We start from the raw sequence: 2,230 nt of genomic DNA, 5'->3' as shown, positions 1-2,230 counted from the left end.
GCTTGGGAATCAATTCCCGAGGGCGCAAGCCTTGCGCCCCTACCAGCTCAAATCATCTAAAGATGATTGGGGAGGTTGTACGAATCTGATGTAAGATGCCCCCTCTGCCCCCTCTGCCTCCTCCGCCTCCCTGCCCCCATGCCTCCCCTGCTGGGGAATTGCCAAAAAAAAATCCACCGACGCGGTGGCGGTGGATAGTCCAGATATGATGGTGTGAGGAGCGAGCAACTAAACTTGCTTACTGTTTTTAGAATACTCGCCCCTTGTTACAGACTTGTGTCAGCCTCATGAAGATTTTGTGACACGGGTGAAAGCTAGGCGTTTTGCCACATGACGCGAATTTGACCGGGCAGGGTTTGACCGATTTCTCGAATGCTGGCGGCGGAGAGGGCTTTTTTCAGGGTCGAGAAGACGACGCCGACCACCGTGATGCCGTCCATGTTTTTGGGCATCGTGCCTTCCTGTTCCACCCGGAAGATAAAGGTATCGTCTTCGATGACAAAGGGGGAACGCATCCGGCTCAGGAGGCGCACCAGGGGATTGGTGTCTTTCCAGAGGGCGATGATTTCCGGGCGTTCCGCGTCGGAGAGGTAGGTGGAGTTGGCCAGGTCGGTGGCGATGCGATCGCTTGCTTCTTTGGTCATCAGGTCCCGCATGGTGCGGAAGACGACCTCCGAGAGGTCCCGGGCATCATAAATATCGTCGAGTCCGGTTTTGATTTGGATCTGCTCTAAAAAGGATGCGGTTGTAGCAACTGTCATATAAAGTTTATCTCTCGTTTGCTTTTCTATCTGTAACGTAGTGTAACGCATTGTTAAGATTTGTTGCAAGTCCCTTGCGGAATTTTGTAAAAATTGCTAGAAATTCTCGCCCCCCGAAGTTCCGGAAAATCGAGGCGTGGGGGATAATGGGGGATGTCAGTTCGGTAGGATAGGTAGTGCCGTGGCACAAACATTTCAGGCTAAAATCTACGTCACCCTTCGTCCCTCGGTGTTGGACCCGGCGGGAACGGCGGTTCGGTCGGGCGTCCGGCAGATGGGATATGAAAATGTGGAACAGATCCGGATCGGCAAGTATATTGAAGCGACGCTGACGGCGGAGAATGAGGAGGAGGCGAAGCGAGAGTTGGACGAAATTTGCGATCGCATCCTCGCCAACCCGGTGATCGAAACCTACCGGTTCGACTTGACTCCGGTATCGGAAACTGCAACGACTGCGGCGAGTTAAGGCCCCCAAACCCCCAATTCTGGGGGCTTACCAGGCCCCCAAACCCCCAATTCTGGGGGCTTTGAGAAATGGCCCCCAAACCCCCAATTCTGGGGGCTTCCCAGGCCCCCAAACCCCCAATTCTGGGGGCTTACCAGGCCCCCAAACCCCCAATTCTGGGGGCTTCCCAGGCCCCCAAACCCCCAATTCTGGGGGCTTCAAATGGATTAAATTTTCACGAATTATTTCACACTGCGATATGAAATTTGGCGTTCTCGTTTTTCCCGGTTCCAACTGCGATCGCGATGTGGCTTGGGTGACGCAGGGATTGTTGAACCAACCCACCCGCATGGTGTGGCATCAAGATACGGATCTTTCGGATATCGATGTGGTGGTGATTCCGGGGGGGTTTAGCTACGGCGACTATCTCCGCTGTGGTGCGATCGCCCGGTTTTCCCCCATTATGAGGGCGACGGTGGAGCACGTCAACGCCGGAAAGTTGGCGATCGGGATTTGCAACGGTTTCCAGGTGTTGACGGAAGCCGGACTGCTGCCGGGGGCCTTGGTGCGAAATCGGGATTTGCATTTTATTTGCGATCGCGTTCCGCTGACGGTGACGAACACTAACACTCCCTGGACGCAAAATTACTCCCCCAACGAAACAATTACTCTTCCCATCGCCCACGGGGAAGGTTGTTATTACGCCGACGCGGATACGCTGGCGGAATTGGAGGATAACAATCAGGTGGTTTTCCGCTATGCGGGAGATAATCCCAACGGTTCCCTCAACAATATCGCCGGAATTTGTAACCGCCAGGGGACGGTTTTGGGGATGATGCCGCACCCGGAACGGGCGTCCGATCCGATGCTGGGAAATACTGACGGGATCAGATTGTTTGAGGGGTTGTTGAAGGAGTTGGCGGCTGTTTAATTATATGGTTTCTTCATCCCCACCTATAGCAATCGGAAACCATTTGTAAAATTGTCTGGCCCCCAAACCCCCAATACTGGGGGCTTTGAGTCG

At 54.1% G+C, this 2,230-nt stretch carries 3 protein-coding genes; 2 read left to right on the top strand and 1 reads right to left on the bottom strand.

Annotation, left to right across the window (positions count from 1 at the left end; translation table 11 throughout):
• Window positions 1–314: 314 nt before the first annotated feature.
• Window positions 315–761 (bottom strand): DUF2267 domain-containing protein, encoded by a 447-nt coding sequence (locus tag AC0QHF_RS23280; RefSeq protein ID WP_324706644.1) that lies wholly within the window; start codon window positions 759–761, stop codon window positions 315–317.
• Between the two features lie 169 nt (window positions 762–930).
• Here AC0QHF_RS23280 and purS point away from each other — a divergent pair, with 169 nt between their 5' ends.
• Window positions 931–1,227 carry a phosphoribosylformylglycinamidine synthase subunit PurS gene (gene purS, locus AC0QHF_RS23275; protein WP_324706645.1) on the top strand — a complete coding sequence of 99 codons (297 nt, stop codon included), beginning with the start codon at window positions 931–933 and terminating at the stop codon, window positions 1,225–1,227.
• 238 nt (window positions 1,228–1,465) lie between these two features.
• The gene (gene purQ / locus AC0QHF_RS23270) at window positions 1,466–2,137 is read left to right on the top strand and encodes a phosphoribosylformylglycinamidine synthase subunit PurQ (RefSeq protein ID WP_324706643.1); all 672 of its coding nucleotides are present in this window, start codon (window positions 1,466–1,468) and stop codon (window positions 2,135–2,137) included.
• The last annotated feature ends 93 nt before the right edge of the window (window positions 2,138–2,230 follow it).

The organism is Lyngbya sp. CCY1209 (assembly GCF_055795065.1).
The sequence above is the reverse complement of the archived record's forward strand: the minus strand, read 5'-3'. Positions and strand labels throughout refer to the sequence as shown.

Coding starts and splice junctions, on each gene's coding strand:
- AC0QHF_RS23280 (WP_324706644.1), bottom strand. CDS start 761: ATGACAGTTGCTACAACCGCATCCTTTTTAGAGCAGATCCAAATCAAA.
- purQ (WP_324706643.1), top strand. CDS start 1,466: ATGAAATTTGGCGTTCTCGTTTTTCCCGGTTCCAACTGCGATCGCGAT.